We start from the raw sequence: 24054 nt of genomic DNA, 5'->3' as shown, positions 1-24054 counted from the left end.
CCACTGTGGCCGGGAATCCGGGATCCGCCGCGCGAACACGCCTATTGACCCAGACGAGTGACCCCAGTTACATTCCCGCCGAAAAAGGGATTTCTGCCCGGACGGCGGCCATGCGCTTGTCCGAACACCGCCGAACGGCACGGAAGGCGACCGCATGAGTCAGGCGACGCGGCCTGAGCACGACGACGAGCTGCCCGATCGCGGTGCCGCGAAGACCGATGTCGGCGAGATCGTCGCCGCGCACGACGAGGAACGCCCGGCCCGGCAGCTCTCCCGCCGGCCGGACCTGCTCGTGTACCTGGTCGCCCTGGCCGTCGCGGTGCTGGTGCTCAAGCAGGTCTTCTACCCGCTCACCAAGGGCAACCAGTACTACCTGGTCATCTTCCTCGGCTGCACGCTGCCGCTGGTGTTCCTCTGCTACCGGCCCGGCGGCCGCCGCCCGAAGGGCGACCGCGACGACCCGGCCTGGTACGACTGGGCGCTGTCGGCGATCGCGCTGCTCGTCGGGTTCTACCCGGTGCTCCCGGTGCCCTCCGGCGGGTTCGACGCGTTCCTCGACCGGCAGGGCAGCCTGTCCACGTTGGACATCGTGGCCGGCGCGCTGCTGCTCCTGCTCGTCCTCGAAGCGACCCGGCGCACCACCGGCTGGATCCTGCCGGTGATCTGCGCGGCGTTCATCGGCTACGCCTACTACGGCGGATTCCTGCCGCAGAACTGGGGAATCGCGCACGCCGGCGTGGACTTCAGCCAGATCATCAACGCGCTCTACAACGACGCCAGCGGGTTCTACGGCACACCGCTGGACGTCGCGGCCAGCTACATCGTGCTGTTCACCATCTACGGCGCGGTGCTCAACGCCTCCGGCGCGGGCCAGTTCTTCGTCGACTTCTCCTTCGCCGCGTTCAAGCGCTCCCGCACCGCGCCCGGCCGCACCACGGTGCTGTCCGGGTTCCTGCTCGGCACCGTCTCCGGTTCGGGCACCGCGACCGCGGTGAGCCTCGGCGCGATCACCTGGCCGATCCTGCGGCGCGCCGGGTATCCGAAGGAGCAGGCGGGCGGCCTGCTGGCGGCTTCGGGCATCGGCGCGATCCTGTCCCCGCCGACGCTCGGCGCGGCCGCGTTCATCATCGCCGAATACCTGCAGACCTCGTACCTGACGGTGCTGATCTGGGCCACGATCCCGACGGTGCTGTACTACCTCGGCATCGTGTTCGCGGTGGAGGCCGACGCCCGCCGCTTCGGCGCCAAGGCGGTCGAGACCGAGCACGCCAGCGCGTGGCGGCTGCTGCTGCGCGGCGGATACCACTTCCTGTCGCTGGCCATCATCGTGGTGTTCCTCGCCCTGGACATCCCGCCGTTCGCGGCGGTCGTCTACGCGACCGGCGTCGCCGCGGTGTTCGCGCTGATCTCCGGGCTCGTCCGGGCCGAACACGGCCCCGGCGCCGCGGTGCTGAAGTGGTCGCGGGACATCGTGGACGCGCTTTCCGCCGGGGTTCGCGGCGCGCTGCCGGTGGTCGCGGTGTGCGCGGCGGCCGGGATCATCACCTCGACCATCACCAAGACCGGGCTGGGCCAGGAGCTCGCCGACGCGCTGGTCCAGGCCGCGCAGGCGCTCACCAGCAACCCGACCGCGATCCTGGTCTTCACCGTGGTGTTCTCCGCGCTCGCCGTCGGCGTGCTCGGGCTCGCGGTGCCGGTCACGGCGTCGTTCATCATCGCGTGGGTGGTGATCGGGCCCGCGCTCGGCGCCCTCGGCGTCGCCGACGCGGAGCGGGCCATGTTCATCTTCTACTACGCGGTGCTCTCCGAGGTGACACCGCCGACCGCGCTGGCCGCGGTGGCGTCCGCGGCGATCACCGGCGGGCGGGTCACCGGCACGATGATGCAGGCCTGGAAGTACACGCTGCCCGCGTTCCTGGTGCCGATCGCGTTCGTGCTGACCGACAACGGATCGGCGCTGCTGCTGCAGACCGGCCCGCTGACCGTCCTGTGGGTCGCGGCGGCGTCCATCGTGGCCGTCGCCGCGCTGAGCGTGGTGACCGGCGGCTGGCTGGCCGGGCCGGTGCGCCTCCCGGTGCGCCTGCTGTTCGTGCCCGGCGCGCTGTGCCTGCTGTACCTGGAGCCGCCGGTGGTGGCCATCGGCCTCGGCTGCTGCGTGCTGGGGCTCGTCGCACAGCTCGTCCTGCGCCGCAGGGAAACGATCAAGGAGGTTCGTGATGCGGGTTAAAGCATTGCTGGTGGCCGCCGTGGCGGCGACGCTCGTCGTGTCCGGCTGCGGCGGCAAGCAGGTGCAGGACAGCCAGGCGGGCGCGGGAGCCTGCGAGGCGGCGGACGGCCGGTTGACGATCGCCACCGGCAACACCGGCGGCGTGTACTACGTCCTCGGTGGCGGGCTCGCGCAGCTGATCAGCAACAACACCAAACTGCGCGCCACCGCGGCGGAAACCGGCGCGTCGGTGCAGAACATCCAGCAGCTGGTGGCCGGCGACTACGACATCGCGTTCACCCTCGCCGACACCGCCGCCGACGCGGTGCAGGGCAAGGCGAGCTTCGAGGGCAAGCCGCAGAAGATCCAGGCGCTGGCCCGGATCTACCCGAACTCGACGCAGGTGGTGGTGCGCGCGGACGCCGGCATCAACAGCGTCGCCGACATGCGCGGCAAGCGGATCTCCACCGGTTCGCCGAAGTCCGGCACCGAGGTCATCGCCAACCGCGTGCTGTCCTCGGCCGGGCTGAACCCGGACACCGACATCCAGGCGCAGCGCCTCGCGCTGGGCAAGGCGGTGGACGGCATGAAGTCCGGCACCGTCGACGGCCTGTTCTGGTCCGGCGGCCTGCCGACCCCGGAGATCACCGACCTGACGACGTCGCTGGGCGGCGCGGTGAAGTTCGTCGACATCACGCCGCAGCTGGGCGCGATGCAGCAGATCAGCCCGGTCTACGAGGCGAGCACGATCCCGGCGGCGACCTACAAGCTGCCCGCGGACGTGCCGACGATCGCGGTGCCGAACCTCCTGGTGGTCCGCGAGGACTTCCCGGTGGGCAACGCCTGCGCGATCACGAAGCTGATCTTCGACAAGCGGGCGGACCTGGAGCAGGTGCACCCGTCGGCCAAGGAGATCACGAAGGACAGCGCCACCAAGACCGACCCGATCCCGCTGCACCCGGGCGCCCAGCAGGGCCTCGCCGGCTGAGATCCGCCGCTACAGCAGGCCGCGCTTGGCGGCCTGCACGCCGGCCTGGAACCGCGTCGTGGTGCCGAGCCGGTCCAGCAGCGCGGCGATCCGCCGGACGACGGTCCGGCGGGACAGGTGGAGGCGGCGGGCGATGGTTTCGTCGGTCGCCCCCGCCGCCATCAGCATGATGATGCTGCGGTCCCGGTCGGAGAGCTGGTCCTGCTCGGTCCCGGTCGACACCGGCATCGCCAGCGTCCACAGCGTTTCGAAGAGCCCGCACAGCGCGTTGAGCAGCCCCGAGGCGTGCACGACGAGCGAGCCGTCCAGGCCGGTCCGGTCGGGCTCGGGCACCAGCAGCGCGATCTGGTCGTCGCCGATGGTCAGCTTCACCGGCAGTTCGGACAGCAGCCGGACGTTCTCGCCGAGGTCGGCCATCCGGGTCATCGCGGCGAACAATTCCGGGTCGTCGTAGACGTTCTGGCTGTAGATCGTCCGGTAGCGCACCCCCGCGGCCATCCGGCCGGCCTGGATCTCCTCCTGCGCGCGGAAGTGGTGCGGCTTGCTGTAGTACGGCGGCCGGTCCAGCCAGCGCACCTGCTCGGTCGCCTTGTCCTGCAACCGGGTCGTGAGCATGATCAGCCGAGCCGGGTGCTCGACGGGCTCGACGTGCCGCGAACAACCCGTGCCGCTGCGGGCCTGGTGGTAGAGGCGGTCCAGTTCGGCGCCCACCTGCCAGAGCTTGAGCCGCCGGCTCTCCTCCTCGCGCAGCACCATCGACATGGCCTGGACGGGCGGCGCGGCCTCCCACAGGTCGGTGCCCCGGCCCACCTCGACGACCAGGTCCAGTTCGGCCAGTTCCCGCAACGCCTTTCGCACCGCCGCGGGCGCGAGACCGGTGTCGTGGGCCAGGAACTCGCGGTGCAACCGTCCTCGCGTGGTGAGCGCGCGGTAGACGCGGCCCTGATCGCTGTCGGCGGCGAGGACGTCGAGCACGTGAACCTTCCGGCGTAAAGCGGTGCGCTGGCGCAGTTGGGCGATGGCCCGTTTGAGCCAGCGCGAAGATCTGGCGGAACCGGGATCGATCTTGACACGATCGCGACTCGCCGGGGGGCTTTTCGGCGAGGAGGCGGGAATGTTCACTTCGAAACTGGCGGCATCGACGGCCGCTCTGACCCTGGTGCTCACCGGCGCGTCGGCCATCCCGGCGGTGGCCCTCACGGCCGGTTCCGCGGCACCGGCCGCGATCGTCCGGGCCAACGGCGAGCACGTGCTCGACGTCGACTACCAGGTGCAGGAGACCGGCTACTGGTGCGGGCCCGCGGCGACCCGGATCGCGTTATCGGCGCGCGGGGTCTACCGCAGCCAGGCGGATCTGGCCGCCGAACTCGGCACCCACACCGGCGGCACCGACTGGATCGGCCAGGTCACGCGCGTGCTCGGCGGCTACGCGGGCTGGTACGAGACGAAGGAGATGCCCGACGATCCGCCCACGCAGGCGCAGAAGGACCTGCTGTGGAACGACATCGTGGTGGACATCGACAACGGCTACGCGATCGTCGCCAACATCGTCGCGCCGCCCGGCAACCAGCCGCCCGGGTACCCGTCGGACCAGACGATCTACCACTACTTCACCGTGATCGGCTACAACGACGTCGACCGGACCGTGCTGATCGCCGACCCGGCGTCCTTCAGCGGCAACCAGATCTACTGGCTGAGCTTCGACCAGCTGAGCACGCTCATCCCGCCGAAGGGCTACAGCGCCTGAGCCGGATCAGCCGCAGGTCGCGAGCATGTCCTGGAGCGCTTTCTGCTCCTGTTCGGTGACCGTCAGGTCGTAGGCGCGCTTGACCGTGATCCAGCTCGTCGCGTAGCTGCACCAGTTCGCGCGTTCGGGCTTCCACTGCGACGGGTCCTGGTCGCCCTTGCTGCGGTTCGAACTCGCGTCGACGGCCACCAGCTGCGGCAGCTGCATGTCGTTGGCGAACTGCTCGCGGCGCTGGTCGTCCCACTTGTTCGCGCCGCTGCGCCAGGCGTTCGCCAGCGGCACCATGTGGTCGATGTCGATCGCCGACGGGTCGGTCAGCTGCTGGCCGTTGTAGGCGCTGGTCCACGTGCCGGCGGTGGCCTCGCAGGCGTTGTTGGTGCGGACGTTCTGGCCGTCCCGCGCCAGCACCGCCTCGCGGGTGTTGCAGTTCTTCCCGGCGTCCGGCTTCGTGGTCCAGTGCTTGAACCGCTCGCGCGAGTAGCCGTCCATCGATCCCGCCGGGGCGACGCGCAGTTCGGCGAGCTGCTCCCCGGCGGGGCCGGCGGTGGCGCTGACCTTCGCGTCGAAGATGCCGGACTCGAACACCACCCACATCAGGCCCAGCAGCGCGACCGCCACGATCGACGTCCACACTGATTTCTTGGCAGCCATGCGTCTCCCCCGGCCCGGTGGTGTGTCGCCGCCATTCGATCATCCCGCGGTGCCGCCGCTCACTCCGCCGGGCGGGTAATGTGGCGCGGCACACCGGTGGTCAGCCGCTCGTCCGCGCCTGGGGGACGTAGCGCGGGACGTAGCGCAGCAGCAGGCCCGCGCCCAGCAACCCGAGCAGGCCCATGCCCGCGCCGGCGAACCCGATGCCGGCCACCGCGGTCAGCCCGGACACGGTGACCGGCCCGACCGCCTGCCCGAAGTCGCCGGTGAACCGCCAAGCGCCGAGGAACGGCGCCGGGCCGGGCTGCGGCGCGAGATCCGCGCCGAGCGTCATCAGGATTCCGCTGCTGGTCCCGTTCGCCAGCGCCAGGAACACCGCGACGATCGCGAAGGTCGGCACGTCGTCCACCGCGAACAGCACGAGGTGCCCGACGGCCAGGCCGGTCATCGACGGCACCGCCGCCCACATCCGGCCGAAGTGGTCCATGATCTGGCCCGACGTGTAGGACAGCGCGAAGTCGATGCCGCCCGCGATGCCGATGATCAGCGCGGTGGTCGACGGCGACAGCCCGGCCGCGACCGCCACCATCGGCAGCACGACCATCCGGGACGCCCGCAGCCCGCCGACCAGCGCGGCGCAGGCCCCCATCCGCACCAGCACGCCGCGATGGTGCACCAGGGTGGTGAACAGGCCCTGGTGCGCGGGTTCGGCGGCCCCGTCGCCACCGGTGCCGAGGTCCTTCGTGCACAGCAGGAGGATCACCGAGGCGAGGGCGAACGCGATGTGGAGCAGGAAGACCGCCCGCTTGTCGGGCGTCACCATCAGCACCAGCACCGCGAGGAAGGGACCGATGAAGTAGCCCCCGCGGAACACCCCGCCGAGCACGCTCAGCGCCCTCGCCCGGTAGCGCAGCGGCACGGCCGTGGTGATGTACGCGTGCCTGGCGAGCGCGAACACCGCCGTGGACAGGCCGACGAGGAACACGCACGCGCCCAGCATCCACGGGGTCGTCGAGAGGTAGCAGCCGACCAGGCCCAGCACCGACACGATCGCGGCGCCGATCATCGCCCGCCGCTCGCCGAGGCGGTGCACCAGCGCGCCGCTGGGCACGTCGCCGACGAGCTCCCCCACCATGATCATGGCGGCGATCAGGCCCAGCGCCCCCAGGTCCGCGCCCTGGTCGGCGGCGATGAGCGGGATCATCGGGATGATCGCGCCCTCGCCGGTGGAGAACAGCAGGGTCGGTCCGAATGCCGCGAGCGCAACGGTTCTCAGCTCGAACGAGCGCTCACCCATCGTCCACCCATCTCCGCGCGCCGGGCACCCTTGGTCAACTTACTTGACGAACGGCGCCGCGCACGAACCGCCCGATCAGATCGCGAGGACGTCCGCGAGCCGGGCGCGCTGCTGGTCCGGGGTGCCGAGGAGCAGTTCCGAGGTCTTCGCGCGCTTGTAGTACAGGTGGGCGTCGTGCTCCCAGGTGTAGCCGATGCCACCGTGCAGCTGGACGGTGTCGGCCGCCGCCTCGAAGTACGCCGGCGACACGAGCACCTGCACCATCGCCGCCGCCAGCGGCAGTTGCGCGCGGTCCTCGTCCGCGGTCCAGGCCGCGTGGCGCACGGCGGATTGCGCCTGCTCCCAGGCGCTGTACAGGTCCGCGCAGCGGTGCTTGACCGCCTGGTAGGAACCGATGGCGCGACCGAACTGCACCCGGACCTTGGCGTACTCGACCGTCATCTCCAGGACCCGCTCCATCCCGCCGAGCTGCTCGGCGGCGAGCGCGACCGCCGCGGTGTCCCGCACTTCGGCCAGCACCGCATCGGCGTCCTCAGTGGACAGCTGGCGCGCCGGGGCACCGGCGAAGTCCAGCCGCGCGATCCGCCGGGTCGGATCCAGCGTCCGCAGCGGCGTTCTCGTCACGCCGCCCGCGCCGTCGACCCGGAACCACGAACCGCCCTGCTCGGTCCTGGCGTACACCAGCACGAAGTCCGCGATGTCGCCGGAGATCACCTGCGGCGCGCGGCCGTCGAGCACCCACGAGCCGTCGCGCCGGGTGGCCGTCGGCGCCGACTCCGCGTCCCAGGCGACCGCGCCGATCAGCTCGCCGGCCGCCAGCCGCGGCAGCAGTTCCGCCTGCGCTTGCGCGTCGTCCAGCGCCAGCAGCACATCGGTCGCCAGCACCGCCGACGCGAGGAACGGCACCGGCGCCAGGGCTCGCCCCAGCTCCTCCAGCACCACGGCGCGCTCGACGTGCCCGGCGCCGGATCCGCCGTGCTCCTCGGGCACCACGAGCCCGGTCGCGCCGAGCTCACCGGCCAGCCGCCGCCAGAGCCCGGCGTCGTGGCCATCGCCGTCGATCAGCTCGCGCACCCGCGCGGGCGGCGCGTGCTCGGCCAGGAACTTCCGGACCGCGGACCGGAGTTCTCGTTGCTCGCGGGTCAACACCAGCTGCATTGCACGCTCCTCGGAGGTCTTCGGCGGTCGTTCGGGTCACGCGGGGCGCTGGGTGCCGACCTTCAGCTCCCGGAACGGGACGTCGCGGTCCACCTGGGGTTCCTTCGGCAGGCCGAGGATCCGCTCCCCGATGATGTTGCGCTGGATCTGGTTGGAGCCGCCGGCGATGCTCGACGCGGGCGTCGAGTTGATCGCGATCGCCATCTCCTCGGCCGCCGCGTCGCCCGGGTCCCAGGCCGCGAGCTCCCGCCCGGCGATGAGACCGGCGGTGTCCACCGCGCGCCACAGCAGCAGCGCGCCGGCGAGCTTCGACACCGAACCGCGGGCGCCGGGTGGCGATCCCGCCTCCGCTTCCTGCCGCAACCGGCTGTTGAACAACCCGAGGGCCTTCTCCTGGGCGTAGATCTCGGCCAACCGGCCGCGCACCACCGGATCTTCGGCGCGACCATGGCGGCGGGCGAGCTCCACCAGGTTGTCGTAGGACAGCGGATCGCTGCCGCGCCGGACCGAGCCACCGATCGACACCCGCTCGTGCCCGAGCATGGTGACCGCCGCCAGCCAGCCGCCGCCGACCTCGCCGATCACCGAATCGGCCGGGATGCGCACGTCGTCGAAGTAGACCTCGTTGAACGGCGCCCGGCCGGTCATGTCCCGCAGCGGCCGCACCGTCACGCCGGGGGCGTGCATGTCGATGATGAACATGGTGATGCCGCGGTGCTTCGGGACGTCCGGGTCGGTGCGGGCCAGCAGCGCGCCGAAGTCCGACCACTGCGCGCCCGAGGTCCACACCTTCTGGCCGTTGATCACCCACTCTCCCCCGCTCTCGCGCACGGCGCGGGTCTGCAGGCTGGCGACGTCGGAACCCGCGCCCGGCTCGGAGAACAGCTGGCACCAGATCTCGTCGCCGCGCAGCAGCTTCGGCAGGTAGCGCGCCTTCTGCTCCGGGGTGCCGAGGTCCAGCAGCGTGGGACCGCACATGCCCATCCCGACCATGAACGGCGAGCCCGGCAGGTCGTAGTGGGCCGCCTCCGCGTCGTACGCCTGCTGCTCGGCGGCGGTGCGGCCCTGTCCGCCGAACTCGGCCGGCCAGGTGATGCCCGCCAGGCCCGCGTCGTAGGCGGCGGCCTGGAACCGCTTGGCCTCCTCGAGCACCTCGGCCGGGGCGCGGTCGCCCAGTGATCCCGGCGCGTTGGCGGCCAGGAATTCGCGCGCTTTCGCGCGGAACTCGTCGACGTCCATGTGCTCTCCCTCCACCCCGGCGGTGCGGTGGCAGCGAATCCGTCACCGCCGACTGTAACCGAACGGGAGCCAGCTGAACATGTTCTATTTTTAAGTCCACAGTGGATTTAAATGCCGGGTGACCTGCGTTGCGCGCCGGACTTTTCCGCGGTCCCGGACGTCCGTCCCGGGTTGACCACCACCGTTCGGCAACGCAATATGAGGCCCGTCACGTCACCCTCACCGGCGAGGTAACGATGTCCGCTGCTGCGCAATCCGTGACCGGCCGAGGCATGACCGCCGCCGATCAGCTGGCCCGGCATGCCCGCAAGATCCCCGACGAGATCGCTCTGCGCTTCCAGGACGTCAGCCGCAGCTACCGGGAGTTCGACGAGCGCGTCACCCGGCTGGCGAACGCGCTGCGGGACCGCGGCGTCGGAGCCGGCGACCGGGTCGCGGTGGCCGGGCTCAACGGGCTGGAGATCGTCGAGTCCTACTTCGCCTGCGCGCGGCTCGGCGCGATCTGCGTGCCGATCAACTTCCGGCTGGTCGCCGACGAGATCGCCTACGCGCTCGACGACAGCGGCGCCTGCGCGGTGATCGTGGACTCGTTCCTGGCCGAAACCATGGCCGGGGCCAGGAAAAAGGCCCCCGGCGTGCGCGTCTGCCTGGTCATCGGCGGCGCCGCGGGCGAGGACACCGAGGACTACGACGCGGCGCTCGCGGCGGCGTCCGCCGAGCTCACCGAGACCGTTGTGGACGAGCAGTCGCCGGCGTTCATCATGTACACCTCGGGGACCACCGGCCGCCCCAAGGGCGCCGTGCTCACCCACCACAACCTGCTGATGCACAGCTTCAGCTCGCTGGTGCACAACGGCGTCACCGCGGACAACCGCGTCTGGCTGGTCGGAGTGCCGCTGTTCCACATCGCCGGGGTGTCCGGCATGCTGCCGTACCTGCTGCTCGGCGGGCGGATCGTGATCAGCGCGTCGGGCCGGTTCGACCCGGCCGAGACGGTGCGGATGCTGGCGCGGGAGCGGATCACGTCGTGCTTCTTCGTGCCCGCGCAGTGGCAGGCGATCTGCGACCTGCCGGACATCGGCGACCACGACCTCTCGGCGCTGCAGCGGATCAGCTGGGGCGCCGCGCCCGCGTCGACGACGCTGCTGCGCAAGATGTTCGACACGTTCCCGCAGGCCGAGATCACCACCTCGTTCGGGCAGACCGAGTGCAGCCCGGTGACCACGATGCTGCGCGGCGAGGACGCCCTGCGCAAGATCGGCTCCGTCGGCACCCCGATGCTCAACGTCGAGGCCCGGGTGGTCGACGACGACATGAACGACGTGCCGCGCGGCGAGGTCGGCGAGATCGTCTACCGCGGGCCCACGGTGATGCGGGAGTACTGGGGCAAGCCGGCGGAGACCGCCGAGGCGTTCCACGGCGGCTGGTTCCACTCCGGCGACCTGGTGCGCCAGGACGACGAGGGCTACCTCTACGTGGTCGACCGGAAGAAAGACATGATCATCTCCGGCGGCGAGAACATCTACTGCGCCGAGGTCGAGGACGTGCTCGCCGCGCATCCCAAGATCGCCGAGACCGCGCTGATCGGGGTGCCGGACGAGCGGTGGGGCGAGACGCCGCTGGCGGTCGTCGCGCCGCGCGATCCGGCCGATCCGCCGACGTTCGCCGACATCGAGGACTGGTGCAAGCAGCGGCTCGCCGGCTACAAGCGCCCGCGCCGGCTGGCGGTCGTCGCGGAACTGCCGCGGAACCCCAGCGGCAAGGTCCTCAAAACCCAGCTGCGCCGCGAGCACGGCGAGCGCTGATCCCACCCAGGAGGCACGAAACATGGGCGACACCGCCAACCCCTTCGATCTCACCGGGCACGTTTCCGTGGTGACCGGCGGCAATTCGGGCATCGGCCTGGCGATGGCCGACGCGCTGGCCGCCGCCGGCTCGGGCGTCTGCATCTGGGGCACCAACGCCGAGCGCAACGAGACCGCGGCCCGGGAACTGGAGAAGCACGGCGGCAAGGTGCTCGCGCTGCGCTGCGACGTCGGCGACGAAGAGCAGGTCGAGGCGGCGATGTCACGCACCGTCGAGGAGCTCGGGCGGCTGGACTCGTGCTTCGCCAACGCCGGCGTGGGCGGTGGCGGGACCCGCTTCGTGGACGCCGAGCTCAGCGACTTCCACCGCGTGACGCGGGTGAACGTCGACGGCGCGTTCCTCACGCTGCGCGCGGCGGCGCGCCGGCTGCTGGCGCAGGGCGAGGGCGGCAGCCTCGTCGGCACGTCGAGCCTGGCGGCGCGGCAGGGACAACCACGCGGCCAGGCCTACGCAGCGTCGAAGGGCGCGCTGATCTCGATGATCAAGTCGATCGCGATCGAGCTGGCCCGGCACGGGATCCGGGCCAACGCGGTGCTGCCGGGCTGGGTGAGCACGCCGCTGGCCGACCCGGCGCTGCAGTCCGAGGGGTTCCAGCGCAAGGTGCTGCCCCGGATGCCGGTGGGCCGCTGGGGCGCGCCCTCGGACTTCGGCGCGCTGGCGGTCTACCTGGCGAGCCCGGCGAGCGCCTTCCACACCGCCGACGCGATCACCGTCGACGGCGGCTACATCTCCTTCTAAGAGTTTTCCACGCTCGTTTTGAGTGGCGGTGCGGGTAGCGGAACCGCCTATGCAACTCGTTGCATTGCATCTTGTTGCATAGTAGCTTGACCGGCACGGGCGCCTCGGCGTCCGCGTCGGCAGCGCAGCGGGAGGCGAGCGATGAGCAACGTGCTTCGAACCAGGTTCACCGAGGAGTTCGGCGTCGAACACCCCATCGTGCAAGGCGGCATGCAGTGGGTCGGCCGGGCCGAACTCGTCGCGGCGGTCGCGGAGGCCGGCGCGCTCGGCATGATCACCGCGCTCACCCAGCCGACGCCGGAGGACCTGGTCAAGGAGATCGCGCGCTGCCGCGAGATGACCGACAAGCCCTTCGGCGTCAACCTGACGATCCTGCCCACCATCACGCCGCCGCCGTACGCGGAGTACCGGCAGGCGATCATCGAATCCGGCATCGGGATCGTCGAGACCGCCGGCGCCAACCCGGCCGAGCAGGTCGCGGCGTTCAAGCCCGCCGGGGTCCGGGTGCTGCACAAGTGCACCAGCGTCCGGCACGCGCTCAAGGCGCAGCAGCTCGGCGTGGACGCGGTCAGCATCGACGGCTTCGAGTGCGCCGGCCACCCCGGCGAGGACGACATCCCCGGCCTGGTGCTGATCCCCCGCGCCGCCGACGAGCTCAGCATCCCGATCATCGCCTCCGGCGGCTTCGCCGACGCCCGCGGCCTGGTGGCGGCGCTGGCGCTCGGCGCGGACGGCATCAACATGGGCACCCGCTTCATGTGCACCACCGAGTCGCCGATCCACGACGCGGTCAAGAAGCGGATCGCCGAGGCCAGCGAGCTGGAGACCGAGCTGATCTTCCGGCCGCTGCGCAACACCGCGCGGGTCGCCAGCAACACCGTCAGCCGCGAAGTGGTGGCGAAGCTGGCCGACGGCGCGGCCTTCGATGACGTCCGCGACCTCGTCGCCGGCGCCCGCGGCCGCCAGGTCTACGAGCAGGGCGACCCGGAGCTCGGCATCTGGAGCGCCGGCATGGTGCAGGGGCTGATCACCGACGTGCCCCCGGTCGGCGAGCTGGTGGAGCGCATCGTGCGCGAGGCCGCCGAGCTGATCCGGGGACGGCTGGGCGGGCTGATCGGCGTGGCAGACTGAACCGATGTCGTTGGAGTACGCCATCCTGGTCTCGCTGCAGGAACGCGCGGGATCCGGGTACGAGCTGGCGCGCCGGTTCGACAAGTCCATCGGTTACTTCTGGTCGGCCAGCCACCAGCAGATCTACCGGAGCCTGAAGCGGATGGTCGAGCTGGACTGGGTGTCCTGCGACGAGGTCGCGCAGGACAAGCGCCCGGACAAGAAGGTCTACCGGGTCAGCGAGTCCGGCGCCGCCGAACTGGCGCGCTGGCTCGCCGAACCGGTGGACCCGCCGGCCGTCCGCAACGAGCTGTCGGTGAAGATCCGCGGCGCGTCCTTCGGCGACACCGAGCGGGTCACCGAGGAGGTCGCCCGGCACCGCCGGGGGCACGACGAGCGGCTGGCCGTCTACCGCGCGATCGAGGAGCGGGATTTCCCCGCGCCGCAAGGGCTTTCCGGGCAGCAGCTGCACCAGTACCTGGTGCTGCGCGGCGGCATCCGCACCGAGGAGTCGATGCTGGCCTGGTGTGACGAGATCCTGGCGGCAATGCGCGCCGATCGGGGCTGAGGGAGCGCTAGTCTCTCGATCATCAGGCTACTCGACGAGCGAGGTGCACGATGGGCTTCCGGACCTCCCGCGGCGCCGATGACTTCTTCGCCGCCTACGACGCCGTGCTGGCGAAGTGGCCTGCCCCGGTCGACGCGCTCGAAGTGCCGACGGCCTACGGCAGCACCCGCGTGCACGCCTGTGGCGCGCCGGACGGCCCGCCGTTGGTGCTCCTGCCCGGCGGCGGAGCCACCTCGACGGTGTGGTTCGCCAACGTCCGCGAACTCGGCGAACGGCACCGGATCTACGCCATCGACCTCATCGGCGAGGCGGGGCGCAGCGTCGCCGACGGCAAAGCGGTCTCCGGCGTCGGCGACCAGATGGCTTGGCTGGACGAGGTGCTCGACCACCTCGGCGTCGAGGCGGCGGACCTGTGCGGGCATTCCTACGGAGCGTGGATCGCCCTGCACTACGCCCTCCACTCGCCCCGGGTGCGCAGCCTCGCGCTGCTGGATCCCACGGCGTGCTTCACCCGCTGGAATCCGGGCTACCTGCTGCGCGCCCTGCCGATGCTGCTGCGGCCCGCGCCGCGGCGAACGCGCGACTTCCTGCGCTGGGAGACCGGCGGCATCGGCATCGATCCGGCCTGCCTCGAACTGCAGGCCCGCGGCGCGGAGTTCCGGGCCGCGAAGCCGGTCACCAGCCCCAATCCCGACCCGGCGCGCCTGACCGTGCCGACCCTCGTGCTGGCGGCGGGGAACAGCAAGGCCCACGACCCGCGCCGCCTGCTCGCGCAGGCCGAACGCGTGGTGCCCCTCGTCCGCACGGCGGTGCTGCCCGGCGTCGGCCACCACGCGCTGCCGACCGGGAATGCCGCCCGCCTGAACGGAATCCTCGCCGACTTCCTGTCGGCCGCGGAAACGGCGTGAGGGACGCCTCCGCCGGGTCTGACCGGCGAGGGCGCCCCTCGGCTGGGAATCGTCACCAGATCTCGGCGACCCACTCCGGGTGGTCGATGAACGGGTTCCGGTTGTGCTGGAACTGGTCGAAGATCACCTGGTTGCGGCGCTGCTCCCCGGCGTCCGGCGGGTCCTGCTCGTTCCACTGCTTCAGCACCGAAACGCGGCCCATGAACGGGTTGCTGCCGTTGTCGACGTTGTCGTTGACCTCGAGGTCGGCGAAGCCGTCGCCACCGTCGTAGCGCACCGACATGTAGAAGATCATCCGGGCGACGTCGCCCTTCACCTCGTCGCGCGGCTCCCAGGAGTCGCCGTCGGTGAAGTTGCCGGGCGCTTCCTCGGACTCGGTGCCGCCCATGTCGAAGTCCTTGTTGCCGCGATCCGAGTTCACGGTGACGTCGGTCGGGCGCAGGTGGTGCACGTCGGTGCCGGGACCGGGCGAGGTGCCGAAGTCGCCGTGGGACTTCGCCCAGACGTGCTCCCGGTTCCAGTCGTCGGCATCGCCGCCGTTGGTGTCCTTGCCCTGCGACCGGCCGGTGTAGAGCAGGATCACGTTGGCGTTGTTGTTCGGGTCCTCGTCGGTGACCTTCAGCGCGTCCCAGACCTGGTCGTAGCTCAGGGTCGTGGTGCCGCTGCTGATGATCCCGTGCAGGGCGGTCTTGAGCTCGGGACCGGTCTTGCCGATCGCGTCCTGGTAGTAGTCCTCGACGGCGGAATCCGCCGTCGCATCGGGGGCCGCCAGCGCGGCGGTCGTGGGCACGACCACCAACGCGGCGCTGAATAACAGGGTCAGCGGTTTCCAACGGGCGATCTTCACGGGCGTGTCCTCTCGCCTCTTCGCCGGCCGCGCCGCACAACATCCGCGCCCGTGCCCGACCGGCAGGACTGTCGTTCAAAGCAGGACGAAGCCTGCCACACGAACGATCACCATTGGGTGAACCAATTGGCGCGGTCCGGTGTCGGACGGTGATCGGATTCGGTAACGCACGGTGTCCGGATCGGCGCGGATCCGGCCGCAAACTGGGAAAATGCCGACGCCGGTATCGATCAACCGGGCGCTTTGCGCGGCCACCAAACGGCAACAACGGGAATTGTCAGCAGCAGCAGCGCGGCCGGGAGCAAGAAGCCCAGCGCCGCGTCGTGCCGGTAGAGGCCGGTGAACGCCGCCGGGGAGGCCGACATCCCGAGGAACCGCAGCGCGGTGACCACGGAGATGATCCCGCCGCGCCCGCTCGCCCCGCCGGTGAGCACCGTGGCGTGGATGCCGACCAGGATCAGCTGCCCGCAGACGCCGCCGACCGCCCAGGCGATCGCGACCGCGGGCAGCCAGGAGACCAGGCCGACGGCCCCGACCGCCAGGGCGCCGAACAGCAGCCCGACGCACACGATGGCGCGCTGGCCGAACCGGTCCACCGCCCCGCCGGTCAACCGGGCGCCGACCGCGCCCGCCACGCCGTAGGCGGTGAGCACCAGGCCGCGCGCGCCCGGGCTCAGCGCGAAGGCGTCGTCCAGCCGGAACGCGACCAGGAACGGCAGCCCCGCCAGGCAGGCCCAGGCGACGAAGGCGACGCCGCCGGTCAGCAGCACGGATTTCCGCCAGGCGTCCCGCAACGCGGCGGGCCGCTGCGCCGCGCCGTCGCGCGAATCCGGCGGCAGCGGGCTGATCGCCAGCGCCGCGGCGACCGCCGCGAGGCCGACGAAGGCCCACTGCCAGGCGCCTTCCGCCGCGAGCCCGCCGACCAGCGGCGCGGACGTCTGCCCGATCGCCTGCATCGCGCCGTAGGTGCCCAGCGCCCGGCCGAGGCGCTCCTTCGGCGTGACGGCGGCGAGCTTGGCCAGCAGCAGCGGCGTGGTGAACGCGTTCGCGATGCCCTGCAAGGCGCGGCTGGCCTGGAAGAGCCAGAACCACGGGGCGAGGGCGGCCAGCAACGCCACGACCGCGTACCCGGCGTAGGCGACGCGGATGCTGCGGCTCATGCCCCACCGCTCGCCGAGGCTGCCGGAGACCAGCATGACGATCGCGAACGGCAGCAGGTACACCGTCAGCGACGTCGCCGCGATGCCTTGCGACACGCCGAATCCGCTGCTGAGCTCCGGCAGCATGGCGGAGACGACGCCACCGCCGAACGGCCCGAGCAATCCGCCGATGTAGAGGGCGACGCGCGCGTTCACCAAACCGCCCTTCGCCGCACGAGATCTCCCGGCAGTCGATCACAGCGCGGGTGCGGAGTCGAGCAGTGGGCCCGAATGCGTCCGTTTTGCCCGGGACGCGGGTCAGAGGGATCGCAGGTGCGGCGCCACCTCCGTGGCGAACAGGTCGAGGGAGTCGGCGACGAGCCCGTATGGCATGCCGCCGATCTGCGGGCCGAAGATCATCAGGCCGTGCCCGAACCGCTCCCGGTAGGTGCCGACCTTGTCCACGATCTCCTGCGGGCTGCCCGCGAACAGCCCGCCGGCGGCGATGTTGCTCTCCAGGGTCTGCCCGGCCGGCTCGTCGCCGACCCCGCCGCGGTCCCGCGTGGGGTCGCGGTCGGCCCACTGGGCCTCGTAGTACGGGCGCAGGTCGTCCCTCGCCTGCTGGGAGGTCTTGCCGACGAACAGCAGTCCGCCGGAGCCCACCCCGGCCTGCGCCGGGTCGCGGCCGTAGGCGGCCCAGCGCTCCCGGTAGTGGTCGACGAGCTTCCCGTAGTTCTCCATCGGCTGGATCGCGTTGGCGACGAAGATCGGGTCGCCGAAGCGGGCTGCGAGGTCCGGCGAGGCCTGGCTGGTGGCGACGCCGTGCCAGACCGGCGGCGGGGTCTGCAGCGGCCGCGGCAGGCTGGTGACTCCCTCCAGCCGGCCGCGGAACTTCCCGCTGAACGTGACTTCCTCCTCGCGCCAAAGCCGGTGCAGCAGCTCGTAGTGCTCGGCCTGCAGCTCCCACTGGTGTTCGCGGTCGTAGCCGAACATCGTGTAGGGGTCGGCGGAATTGCCCTTGCCCACGATCAGTTCGAGCCGGCCGTGCGACAGGTGGTCGAGGGTGGCGTAGTCCTCGGCCACCCGCAGCGGGTCGAGGGTGCTCAGCAGCGTGACCGTGGTGATCAGCCGGATCCGGCTGGTGCGGGCCGCGATCGCGGCGAGCACCACGGGCGGCGCCGTGGCCACCGTCCGACCGGCGTGGTGTTCGCCGAAGCCGAAGTAGTCCAGGCCCAGCTGCTCGGCGAACTCGGCCAGCCGCACGACGTCGTCGAAGTGCTCGGTGGCCGAACGGGTTTCACCGGTCAGCGGGTCCGGCTGCGTGCTGCCCAGACTCAGGATGCCCAACTGCACGTCCACGCACCTCCAGATGGGGCCGCCGGCGGCGACCCGGGGAACGATCCGGAATTCGAATGTCCTCTTCGGACTGGAAAGCTCGATGTGCCGCGCTGCGCGGCATCATCGGCGACACGCCTGGCTCGCCACGCGACGGAGGTCGACGTGCCGGCGGCGGGTGAACGTGATCAGCACCGGGCAATCGTCGAGCGGCCCGGCGCCGGTGTCAACGAACGCATCGATCGTCCCACTACGCGGACCGGCGCCCGAAAGCGCTGCACAACACCTCCTTCAGTCCACCATGGACTTATCTGGCACGGAGTCCGCAGCATGAACGTCAGGTGAAAACTGGCAAACGCCCTGGGAAAAACGCGGACCGGGCAAATCTTGACCGCCACGACGCCAGAAACTTATGGTCCAGACCATCGGCTCAACGCGGGGTCCGACCCGCCGGGGCCGGTGGTCGTCGGAGTCCCCTCTCCCTTCCTCGGCCAGGTTCCACCCAGCACCGCCGGTCCGGCACCACCTCCTGACCCGGCGGTTTCCTCCGAAGGAGCTGAGATGAACAAGAAGCCGAAACTCGCCGCAGCCATCGTCGGCGCGGCGCTCGCCCCGGCCCTCGTCGCGATCCCCACCAGCACCGCCAGCGCGCACGGATACGTCAACTCGCCGCCGAGCCGGCAGGCCCAGTGCGCCCAGGGCACCGTCCCGTGCGGCGCCATCAAGTACGAGCCGCAGAGCGTCGAGGGCCCGAAGGGCCTGCAGAGCTGCAGCGGGGGCAACGCGGGCTTCGCGGAGCTCGACGACGACGGCAAGGGCTGGACCGCGACGCCGGTCGGCAACTCCGTCACCTTCAACTGGACGCTCACCGCCGCGCACCGCACGTCGACCTGGGAGTACTTCATCGGCGGCAACCGCGTCGCCGTGTTCGACCAGGGCGGCCAGCAGCCGCCGTCGCAGCTGTCGCACACCGTCGACCTCGGCGGCGTCAGCGGCAAGCAGAAGGTGCTGGCGGTCTGGAACGTCGCCGACACGGCGAACGCCTTCTACGCCTGCATCGACCTCAACGTCGGCGGAAAGTGATCTCGTCCAGCGGCTTTTCCCCTGAACCGGCGGGCCCGCGCTCCACTCGGAGCCGGGCCCGCCGCGTCACAACGGCACCGGCAGGCCGAACCGGGCGTCCACTCTGGACGCGAACCGGACGATGGGCCGGCTCGGCGGGGCCAGCCCGAACCCGGCGAGCAGCCCGGCGTCGGTGAACTCCAGCAATTCCGCGGAATCCAGGGCCCATGGCTCGTGCGCCACCGGGACCTCGATGGGCCGGCGGTACCAGGTCGAGAACATCCGCCAGCGCTCGGTGAGGAACCGGTCCGCGCCGGTCGGCGCGACCCGGCCGCCGCGCCGGATGCGCAGGTCCAGGCCGACGCCGGATCGCTCGACGCGGTAGGCGGTTTCGGTCGCCGTCTTCGAGCATCCGACCACCGCCGACCGGTACGGCAGGCGGCCGACTGCCCTGGCCACGCGGACGAAGCCCGGGTGCGACGCCTCCAGGGAGAAGAACACCAGCCCGCGGCGCCCGCGCTCGTCGACGGCGAAGGTCCGCACGTTGAGCTCGGCGAACCGCGCCCGGAACGGGCTGCGCACCGACATCCCCAGGCCGACCACGCCGACCCAGGCGCTGCCGTCGAACAGGTCGGGCCTGGTGCGCGGCGGCAGCAGCGCCGCGACGTCCTGTTCCGGGCAAGGCCAGTGCGCGAACACGACGTCGCTCCAGTCCTGCTTGCTGAACGAGCAACGCATCCGGTGCGGCGCGACCGGCGTGAGCGGTTCGGTTTCCATGATTACAGGATGGCTTTCAGCAGCGCGGCGTAAAGCGTCAGGCCGGGGCCGAAGGCCAGCGCGACGACGTGGTTCCCGTCGCGGAACCCGCCGGCCAGGAGTTCCTCCAGGACCAGCAGCAGCGTCGCGGACGAGCAGTTGCCGTGTTCGGCGAGGACTTCGCGCGACGGCTGCAGCGCGGCGGGTGGCAGTTCGAGGGTGTCCGCGACGGTGTCGAGGATGCGCGGGCCGCCCGGGTGCACCGCCCAGCCCCGGATGTCGGCCCGCCGCAAGCCGTTGCGCCCGAGCAGGTCGTCGAGCACCGGGCCGAGGTGCCGGGCCAGCACCTCCGGCACCTGCGGCGAAAGCCCCATCCGGAAGCCGAGATCGGTGATCTCCCAGGTCATGTGCGCGCTCGCGGTGTCGTCGGTGAAGGCGGCGATGTCCACGACCGCGAGCCCGGCCGCCGCCGGGTGCAGGACCGCCGCCACCGCCGCGTCGCCGAAGAGCGCATGCGAGACGACCTGCTGCGGATCGTCGGTCGGCGGCTGGATGTGCAGGGAGGTCAGCTCCAGGCAGAGCAGCACCGCCGCGCGGCCGTGCGCCGCGACGAAATCCGCTACGCCGCCCAGCGCGGGCAGGGCCGCGTAGCAGCCCATGTGCCCGACGAAAAGCCGCCGCACGTCGGGGCGCAGCCCGAGGGAGGTGGCGAGCTTGATGTCCAGGCCCGGCGTGCCGTAGCCGGTGCAGGTGGCGACGGTGAGCAGGCCGACCTCGTCCGCGCCGATCCCGGCGTCCTCCAGCGCGGCGGCGACGGCCTGGTGCCCCAGCCGCGGGGCTTCCTCGTCGAAGCGGCGCATCCGGGCGGCCGTGGACCAGCCGGAGAGGTCTTCCTTGATCGGGTTGGCCACGGTGTGCCTGCGCCGCACCCCGGCGCCGGCGAACACCCGCCGAGCAAGGCCGCTGCCGCGGAAGTGCTCCTGGAAGAAGCCGTCCCACAGCGCCTGCTGCTCGGCGGTGTCCGGCAGCGCCGAGCCGAGTCCGGCGATCAGCGGCGTCACCAACGGGGCGACTCGGTCTCGTCGTCGGGGTCGCCGCCGAGCGCGGCCACGCCGAGCCAGTCGGCGCAGACGTCGGACGTCGCCGGTTGCAGCGCGCCGCATCGGGCGTCGCGGTAGATCCGCTCCAGCGGGTGGCCGCGCCGCGTCGCCGACGCCCCGGCCGCTTCCAGCACCGACGAGGCCACCTCGGCCGCGGTGTCGCCCGCGACCAGCTTCGCCCGCCACACCCAGCGGTTCGTCTCCGGCTCCCCCGGCCGCTGCGCCACCCGCCGGGCGGCCTCCCGCACCACGGCGTCGGCCGCGGCGACCGCCGCATCCGCCCGGCCCATCCGGGATCGCACGGCAGGCAGGGTGTGCAGCCCGCGTTCGCGCAGGTGTGCGCCGCCTTCGCGCAGCGCCGACCGCGCCACCCCGACGTAGACGGCGGCGTACGACGCGACGAGCCATTGCGGCATCACCTGCGCGACCAGCAGCGTGATCCCCTCGATCCCGCCCAGCAGCGCGTCGGCGCCCACCGACACCTCGAAGTGCACGTCGTGGCTGCCGGTGGCGCGCATGCCCAGCGAATCCCAGGTCGGCTCGACCCGGATGCCCTCGCCGGCCGGAACCAGGAAGTAGGACACCTTCGGCTCGGCGGCGTCCGCGTCCTTGGCGGTGACCAGGTACGCGTCGGCGTGACCGGCACCGGAGACGAACGCCTTGCTGCCGGTGATGCGGTACCCGCCGTCGCGCCGGCGGAACATCGTGGTGGTGCGCGAAAGCCGCGAGCCCGTGCCGCGCTCGCTCATCGCCACCGAGTAGAGCGCGCCGTCAGCGGCCGCCGCGAGCAGCCGGTCCCGCGCGGCGAAGCAGCTCTCCGGTGCGCCCAGCTGCCGCAGCAGTTCTTCTGGTGTGTGCGCGAGCGCGCCGGTGACGGAGGCGTGCATGTTGAAGATCAGCGCCGTGGAGCCGGCGCCGCCGGCCAGTTCGGTCGCGACCGCGGCGTAGTCGGCGAACGACGCGCCGAAACCGCCCAGTTCCACCGGAACCATGAGGCCCAGCAGCCTGCGGGCGCGCAGATCGGCGAAATCCTCGCGAGGAAAGGCACCTTCGGCGTCGTAGTGCCCGGCGCGCGCGGCGATGCGCGGCACCAGGTCGCGCGCCGCCTCGTGCGCGGCGGTCGGCGAAGACGGTTCCACGAACAGCGACAACGGCTTTCACCCCTTCTTCCGGCCGATGCCCTGGAACAGCACGGCGGTGGAGGAGAACGGGAGCATCCGGACGCCGCCCCGGCGGCCGGCGGCCCACGCCAGCAGGTCCAGCCACGACGGCCGCACGCCGCGCAGCCGCAGCGCCACGCCGTGCCGGGCCGCCTCGGCGATCAGCTCGGCGCGATCGACCAGCAGCGCTGGATCGTGCACGCCGCGCACCGCCACGCGTTCGGCGATCCCGATCGCCACCACCCGGCACAGGGCCGTGGCTGCGAGGGTGTCCAGCACCAGCAGGCCCCCGGTCCGCAGCACACGGCACGCTTCCGCCACCGCGGCGGGCAGATCGGTCACGTGCTCCAGCACCTCCCCGGCCACCACGCAGTCCGCGCACCCGTCCGGCAGCGGAACCGCGAGGACGTCGCCGACGACGGGCTGCACGCCGTGCTCGGCTGCCTGCCGCAACGCGGTCGGCGACCGGTCCACGCCGATGTGCCGGTATCCCTTGCCCGCCACGTGCGGGGCCAGCAGGCCCGCCCCGCAGCCGAGATCCACCAGCACCGCGCCGTTCCGCGCGGCGGTGGGAACCAGTGCGCCGCGCGCGGCGGCGAGCCAGTGCAACATCGCGAAGACGCCACGCGGCTGCCACCACTGGTCGGCGAAAACCTCGTACAGCAAAGGATCGTTGCGCCGCACGGTCCGGCCGGAGCGTGCCATGCGCTCCAGGCTGGCACACTCGGCCGGGTGCGGCACTTCGCAACGGCGTCCTCGCTGCTCCGGGCCTCGCACCCGGGGCCCGCGGTCGCGGTCACCGCGATCGCCGCCGGGCTCGCGGCCACCACCGGGCGCGACGCGGGCGGCGTGCTCCTGACGGCTGCGGCGGTGCTGGCCGGACAGCTGTCCGTCGGGTGGCTCAACGACCTGGTGGATGCCGACCGGGATGCCCGGGTCCGGCGGCGAGGCAAGCCGGTGGCGGCCGGGGAGGTCTCGCGGCGGGCGGTGCTGATCGCGGTGCTGGCGTCGGCGCCCGGGGCCGTGGTGCTGTCGCTGCCGTTCGGCGTCGCCGCGACGGCGGTCCACTTCGTCGCGCTGGTGTCGGCGTGGGCTTACGACCTCGGGGGGAAGGCCGGCCCGCTTTCGGTGCTGCCCTATGCCGTGTCGTTCGGCCTGCTGCCCGCATTCGTGGCGTTGGGCGGCGCCGGTCCCCCACCGGTGCGGCTCATGCTCGCCGCGGCGCTGCTCGGTTCGGCCGCGCACTTCGTGAACGCGCTGCCGGATCTGGCCGACGACGCGGCCACCGGCGTCCGCGGCCTGCCGCACCGCCTCGGCGCGGCGAAAAGCACTGCGACGGCGGCATTGCTGGTGCTGACCGCGTCGGCGGTGCTGGCAGGTGTGTCCAGCTGGGTGGTCCTGCCGCTGGCGGCGGCCGTGCTCGGCGCCGGTGTTCTGCTCGGCCGCCGCCCCGGCTCCCGCACCGCCTTCCACGCGGTCGTCCTCGTCGCCCTGCTCGACGTCGCGATGCTGCTGAGCACCGGCATCCAGCCTTCGTGACCCAAGTGGACGGTCCTCAGCCGGCCATTCCGGTCAGGGCGGCGAAGGCGATGATGTTGTCGCGGTAGCTGCGGGCCGAGTGGTCGAACGAGCCACCGCAGGTGATCAGCCGCAATTCCGGGCCGGCGGTGTTGCCGTACACCTCGTCGGCGGGGAACCCGGTCTTCGGCGGCTGCGCCATGCGGTCCACGACGAATCTCGCGACCCGCCCGTCCTGGCGGCCGATGAGGATCTCGTCGCCGGGTCGCAGTTCGCGCAGCCGCGCGAAGATCCCGTCCTGGCCATCGCCGTTGACGTGCCCGAGGATCACCGCCGGTCCCGTTTCGCCCGGCGTGGGGCCGTGCTCGTACCAACCGGCCTGCATCGGCTGGTGCACGGACGGGACCTCGATCGTCCGGTCCGGGTTGAGCCCCAGCGGGATCAGCGACGACCGCGCGCCGATCCGGGGTATCTCGATCCACGCCGGTTCCGATCGCGGCACCGCCGGCGATTGCCGCACCGGCGCCGAAGCGGGCGTGACGAGGTCGATGGACTGCCCGCCGGGCGAACAACCGGAAAGCGCCAGGGCCGCGAGGACCAGGGCGGCCGCGATCGTTCCGCGACCGCCCTGGCTCCCCCGTGCCCGGGGATGCACGCTCAT

At 71.8% G+C, this 24054-nt stretch carries 24 protein-coding genes; 10 read left to right on the top strand and 14 right to left on the bottom strand.

Annotation, left to right across the window (positions count from 1 at the left end; all coding sequences use genetic code 11):
* Nucleotides 1–154 precede the first annotated feature (154 nt).
* On the top strand, nt 155–2227 hold the full coding sequence (locus tag ACWEV3_RS30670; RefSeq protein ID WP_452617204.1) for a TRAP transporter permease: 2073 nt from the start codon (nt 155–157) through the stop codon (nt 2225–2227).
* Complete coding sequence (locus ACWEV3_RS30665; protein ID WP_452617203.1) at nt 2217–3194, top strand: TAXI family TRAP transporter solute-binding subunit; 978 nt, start codon at nt 2217–2219, stop codon at nt 3192–3194. Before ACWEV3_RS30670 ends, ACWEV3_RS30665 begins: the two co-directional genes overlap by 11 nt.
* Nucleotides 3195–3203: 9 nt before the next feature.
* Here ACWEV3_RS30665 and ACWEV3_RS30660 read toward each other — a convergent pair whose 3' ends face one another.
* On the bottom strand, nt 3204–4169 hold the full coding sequence (locus tag ACWEV3_RS30660; RefSeq protein ID WP_452617201.1) for a helix-turn-helix transcriptional regulator: 966 nt from the start codon (nt 4167–4169) through the stop codon (nt 3204–3206).
* Nucleotides 4170–4308: 139 nt separating this feature from the next.
* On the opposite strand from ACWEV3_RS30660, the gene ACWEV3_RS30655 reads away from it, so the two are divergent.
* Complete coding sequence (locus ACWEV3_RS30655; protein ID WP_452617200.1) at nt 4309–4941, top strand: C39 family peptidase; 633 nt, start codon at nt 4309–4311, stop codon at nt 4939–4941.
* Between the two features lie 6 nt (nt 4942–4947).
* On the opposite strand, the gene ACWEV3_RS30650 is transcribed toward ACWEV3_RS30655, so the two are convergent.
* The 4 genes from ACWEV3_RS30650 to ACWEV3_RS30635 form a co-directional block, all read right to left on the bottom strand.
* Nucleotides 4948–5592: an HNH endonuclease family protein gene (locus tag ACWEV3_RS30650; protein WP_452617199.1), complete on the bottom strand. Its 645-nt coding sequence runs from the start codon at nt 5590–5592 to the stop codon at nt 4948–4950.
* A gap of 100 nt (nt 5593–5692) precedes the next feature.
* Nucleotides 5693–6889 carry an MFS transporter gene (locus tag ACWEV3_RS30645; protein ID WP_452617198.1) on the bottom strand — a complete coding sequence of 399 codons (1197 nt, stop codon included), beginning with the start codon at nt 6887–6889 and terminating at the stop codon, nt 5693–5695.
* A 75-nt stretch (nt 6890–6964) separates the two neighbouring features.
* Nucleotides 6965–8047: an acyl-CoA dehydrogenase family protein gene (locus ACWEV3_RS30640; protein ID WP_452617197.1), complete on the bottom strand. Its 1083-nt coding sequence runs from the start codon at nt 8045–8047 to the stop codon at nt 6965–6967.
* A 36-nt stretch (nt 8048–8083) separates the two neighbouring features.
* Nucleotides 8084–9286 (bottom strand): acyl-CoA dehydrogenase family protein, encoded by a 1203-nt coding sequence (locus tag ACWEV3_RS30635; RefSeq protein WP_452617196.1) that lies wholly within the window; start codon nt 9284–9286, stop codon nt 8084–8086.
* A 236-nt stretch (nt 9287–9522) separates the two neighbouring features.
* On the opposite strand from ACWEV3_RS30635, the gene ACWEV3_RS30630 reads away from it, so the two are divergent.
* The 5 genes from ACWEV3_RS30630 to ACWEV3_RS30610 all read left to right on the top strand — a co-directional run bounded on the left by ACWEV3_RS30630 (nt 9523) and on the right by ACWEV3_RS30610 (nt 14476).
* Complete coding sequence (locus ACWEV3_RS30630) at nt 9523–11091, top strand: long-chain-fatty-acid--CoA ligase (RefSeq protein WP_452617195.1); 1569 nt, start codon at nt 9523–9525, stop codon at nt 11089–11091.
* 22 nt (nt 11092–11113) lie between these two features.
* Nucleotides 11114–11890, top strand: a complete 777-nt coding sequence (locus ACWEV3_RS30625; RefSeq protein WP_452617194.1) for an SDR family NAD(P)-dependent oxidoreductase — start codon at nt 11114–11116, stop codon at nt 11888–11890.
* Nucleotides 11891–12040: 150 nt separating this feature from the next.
* Nucleotides 12041–13021: an NAD(P)H-dependent flavin oxidoreductase gene (locus tag ACWEV3_RS30620; RefSeq protein WP_452617241.1), complete on the top strand. Its 981-nt coding sequence runs from the start codon at nt 12041–12043 to the stop codon at nt 13019–13021.
* Between the two features lie 4 nt (nt 13022–13025).
* Nucleotides 13026–13568 carry a PadR family transcriptional regulator gene (locus ACWEV3_RS30615; protein ID WP_452617193.1) on the top strand — a complete coding sequence of 181 codons (543 nt, stop codon included), beginning with the start codon at nt 13026–13028 and terminating at the stop codon, nt 13566–13568.
* A gap of 50 nt (nt 13569–13618) precedes the next feature.
* Nucleotides 13619–14476 carry an alpha/beta fold hydrolase gene (locus ACWEV3_RS30610; protein ID WP_452617192.1) on the top strand — a complete coding sequence of 286 codons (858 nt, stop codon included), beginning with the start codon at nt 13619–13621 and terminating at the stop codon, nt 14474–14476.
* A gap of 52 nt (nt 14477–14528) precedes the next feature.
* On the opposite strand, the gene ACWEV3_RS30605 is transcribed toward ACWEV3_RS30610, so the two are convergent.
* The 4 genes from ACWEV3_RS30605 to ACWEV3_RS30590 all read right to left on the bottom strand — a co-directional run bounded on the left by ACWEV3_RS30605 (nt 14529) and on the right by ACWEV3_RS30590 (nt 17992).
* Nucleotides 14529–15323 (bottom strand): endonuclease I family protein, encoded by a 795-nt coding sequence (locus ACWEV3_RS30605; protein ID WP_452617191.1) that lies wholly within the window; start codon nt 15321–15323, stop codon nt 14529–14531.
* 230 nt (nt 15324–15553) lie between these two features.
* On the bottom strand, nt 15554–16678 hold the full coding sequence (locus ACWEV3_RS30600) for an MFS transporter (RefSeq protein WP_452617190.1): 1125 nt from the start codon (nt 16676–16678) through the stop codon (nt 15554–15556).
* Between the two features lie 102 nt (nt 16679–16780).
* Entirely contained in the window at nt 16781–17821 is a 1041-nt protein-coding gene (locus tag ACWEV3_RS30595) for an LLM class flavin-dependent oxidoreductase (RefSeq protein WP_452617189.1), read from the bottom strand.
* A gap of 99 nt (nt 17822–17920) precedes the next feature.
* Nucleotides 17921–17992 (bottom strand): putative leader peptide, encoded by a 72-nt coding sequence (locus ACWEV3_RS30590; protein ID WP_358300438.1) that lies wholly within the window; start codon nt 17990–17992, stop codon nt 17921–17923.
* A gap of 366 nt (nt 17993–18358) precedes the next feature.
* Between ACWEV3_RS30590 and ACWEV3_RS30585 the strand changes: the two genes are divergently transcribed.
* Nucleotides 18359–18880 (top strand): lytic polysaccharide monooxygenase auxiliary activity family 9 protein, encoded by a 522-nt coding sequence (locus tag ACWEV3_RS30585; RefSeq protein ID WP_132491412.1) that lies wholly within the window; start codon nt 18359–18361, stop codon nt 18878–18880.
* A gap of 66 nt (nt 18881–18946) precedes the next feature.
* Here ACWEV3_RS30585 and ACWEV3_RS30580 read toward each other — a convergent pair whose 3' ends face one another.
* From ACWEV3_RS30580 to ACWEV3_RS30565, 4 genes are read right to left on the bottom strand one after another with little or no spacing between them, the layout of a single operon-like run.
* Nucleotides 18947–19636 carry a YqjF family protein gene (locus ACWEV3_RS30580; RefSeq protein WP_452617188.1) on the bottom strand — a complete coding sequence of 230 codons (690 nt, stop codon included), beginning with the start codon at nt 19634–19636 and terminating at the stop codon, nt 18947–18949.
* A 2-nt stretch (nt 19637–19638) separates the two neighbouring features.
* The gene (locus ACWEV3_RS30575) at nt 19639–20676 is read right to left on the bottom strand and encodes a type III polyketide synthase (RefSeq protein ID WP_452617187.1); all 1038 of its coding nucleotides are present in this window, start codon (nt 20674–20676) and stop codon (nt 19639–19641) included.
* Nucleotides 20673–21866: an acyl-CoA dehydrogenase family protein gene (locus ACWEV3_RS30570; protein ID WP_452617186.1), complete on the bottom strand. Its 1194-nt coding sequence runs from the start codon at nt 21864–21866 to the stop codon at nt 20673–20675. The genes ACWEV3_RS30575 and ACWEV3_RS30570 overlap by 4 nt, the downstream gene beginning before the upstream one ends.
* Before the next feature lie 6 nt (nt 21867–21872).
* Entirely contained in the window at nt 21873–22580 is a 708-nt protein-coding gene (locus ACWEV3_RS30565; protein WP_452617185.1) for a class I SAM-dependent methyltransferase, read from the bottom strand.
* A gap of 27 nt (nt 22581–22607) precedes the next feature.
* Here ACWEV3_RS30565 and ACWEV3_RS30560 point away from each other — a divergent pair, with 27 nt between their 5' ends.
* Entirely contained in the window at nt 22608–23414 is an 807-nt protein-coding gene (locus ACWEV3_RS30560) for a UbiA family prenyltransferase (protein WP_452617184.1), read from the top strand.
* A gap of 16 nt (nt 23415–23430) precedes the next feature.
* On the opposite strand, the gene ACWEV3_RS30555 is transcribed toward ACWEV3_RS30560, so the two are convergent.
* The gene (locus ACWEV3_RS30555) at nt 23431–24054 is read right to left on the bottom strand and encodes a class F sortase (RefSeq protein WP_452617183.1); all 624 of its coding nucleotides are present in this window, start codon (nt 24052–24054) and stop codon (nt 23431–23433) included.

Source organism: Saccharopolyspora sp. NPDC003752, from assembly GCF_053605825.1.
The sequence above is the reverse complement of the archived record's forward strand: the minus strand, read 5'-3'. Positions and strand labels throughout refer to the sequence as shown.

Bases quoted from the DNA above. Each gene is read 5' to 3' on its own strand.
- ACWEV3_RS30670 (WP_452617204.1), top strand. From the start codon at position 155: ATGAGTCAGGCGACGCGGCCTGAGCACGACGACGAGCTGCCCGATCGC.
- ACWEV3_RS30665 (WP_452617203.1), top strand. From the start codon at position 2,217: ATGCGGGTTAAAGCATTGCTGGTGGCCGCCGTGGCGGCGACGCTCGTC.
- ACWEV3_RS30655 (WP_452617200.1), top strand. From the start codon at position 4,309: ATGTTCACTTCGAAACTGGCGGCATCGACGGCCGCTCTGACCCTGGTG.
- ACWEV3_RS30650 (WP_452617199.1), bottom strand. From the start codon at position 5,592: ATGGCTGCCAAGAAATCAGTGTGGACGTCGATCGTGGCGGTCGCGCTG.
- ACWEV3_RS30645 (WP_452617198.1), bottom strand. From the start codon at position 6,889: ATGGGTGAGCGCTCGTTCGAGCTGAGAACCGTTGCGCTCGCGGCATTC.
- ACWEV3_RS30640 (WP_452617197.1), bottom strand. From the start codon at position 8,047: ATGCAGCTGGTGTTGACCCGCGAGCAACGAGAACTCCGGTCCGCGGTC.
- ACWEV3_RS30635 (WP_452617196.1), bottom strand. From the start codon at position 9,286: ATGGACGTCGACGAGTTCCGCGCGAAAGCGCGCGAATTCCTGGCCGCC.
- ACWEV3_RS30630 (WP_452617195.1), top strand. From the start codon at position 9,523: ATGTCCGCTGCTGCGCAATCCGTGACCGGCCGAGGCATGACCGCCGCC.
- ACWEV3_RS30625 (WP_452617194.1), top strand. From the start codon at position 11,114: ATGGGCGACACCGCCAACCCCTTCGATCTCACCGGGCACGTTTCCGTG.
- ACWEV3_RS30615 (WP_452617193.1), top strand. From the start codon at position 13,026: ATGTCGTTGGAGTACGCCATCCTGGTCTCGCTGCAGGAACGCGCGGGA.
- ACWEV3_RS30610 (WP_452617192.1), top strand. From the start codon at position 13,619: ATGGGCTTCCGGACCTCCCGCGGCGCCGATGACTTCTTCGCCGCCTAC.
- ACWEV3_RS30585 (WP_132491412.1), top strand. From the start codon at position 18,359: ATGAACAAGAAGCCGAAACTCGCCGCAGCCATCGTCGGCGCGGCGCTC.
- ACWEV3_RS30580 (WP_452617188.1), bottom strand. From the start codon at position 19,636: ATGGAAACCGAACCGCTCACGCCGGTCGCGCCGCACCGGATGCGTTGC.
- ACWEV3_RS30565 (WP_452617185.1), bottom strand. From the start codon at position 22,580: ATGGCACGCTCCGGCCGGACCGTGCGGCGCAACGATCCTTTGCTGTAC.
- ACWEV3_RS30555 (WP_452617183.1), bottom strand. From the start codon at position 24,054: ATGAGCGTGCATCCCCGGGCACGGGGGAGCCAGGGCGGTCGCGGAACG.